This window comes from Paenibacillus sp. 102, assembly GCF_039549175.1.
In the GTDB taxonomy this organism is placed as follows: domain Bacteria; phylum Bacillota; class Bacilli; order Bacillales; family Bacillaceae_G; genus Bacillus_A.
The window spans coordinates 1-349 of record NZ_JBCGHT010000079.1; the positions used below are offsets into that span (position 1 = coordinate 1).

Annotated in this window: 1 protein-coding gene; it reads right to left on the reverse strand. The window is 36.1% G+C overall.

Annotated features, from left to right (window positions below; genetic code table 11):
• Positions 1-26: 26 nt before the first annotated feature.
• Positions 27-349, reverse strand: a 323-nt coding sequence (locus tag AAIE21_RS29410; RefSeq protein ID WP_343269881.1) for an RNA-guided endonuclease TnpB family protein, incomplete at its 5' end; no start/stop codon positions are given.

Consider the following 349-nt stretch of genomic DNA (forward strand, 5'->3'; position numbering starts at 1 on the left):
ACAGAGTTCTATCGAACTCTAATGGATTAGGCTATCCCCGTAGTTCCTACGGTTAAGAGACGAATTGCTTCGTTTCTAAGATTGAGCGCTGCATTTCGATCTCTATCGTGATGTGTGCCACAAGAAGGACAATCCCACTCACGAATTGTTAGATTTTTAACATCTTTGTTTTTGTATTCACAATTGGAACATAATTGACTAGAAGCAAATGTTTTAGATACCACAACAACTTGTTTTCCATACCACTTTGCTTTATATTCCAACATAGTTCGAAATTGTGACCAAGATACTTCACTAATCGCTTTTGCAAGCTTTCTATTTTTGAGCATATTACTGATTTGTAAGTCTT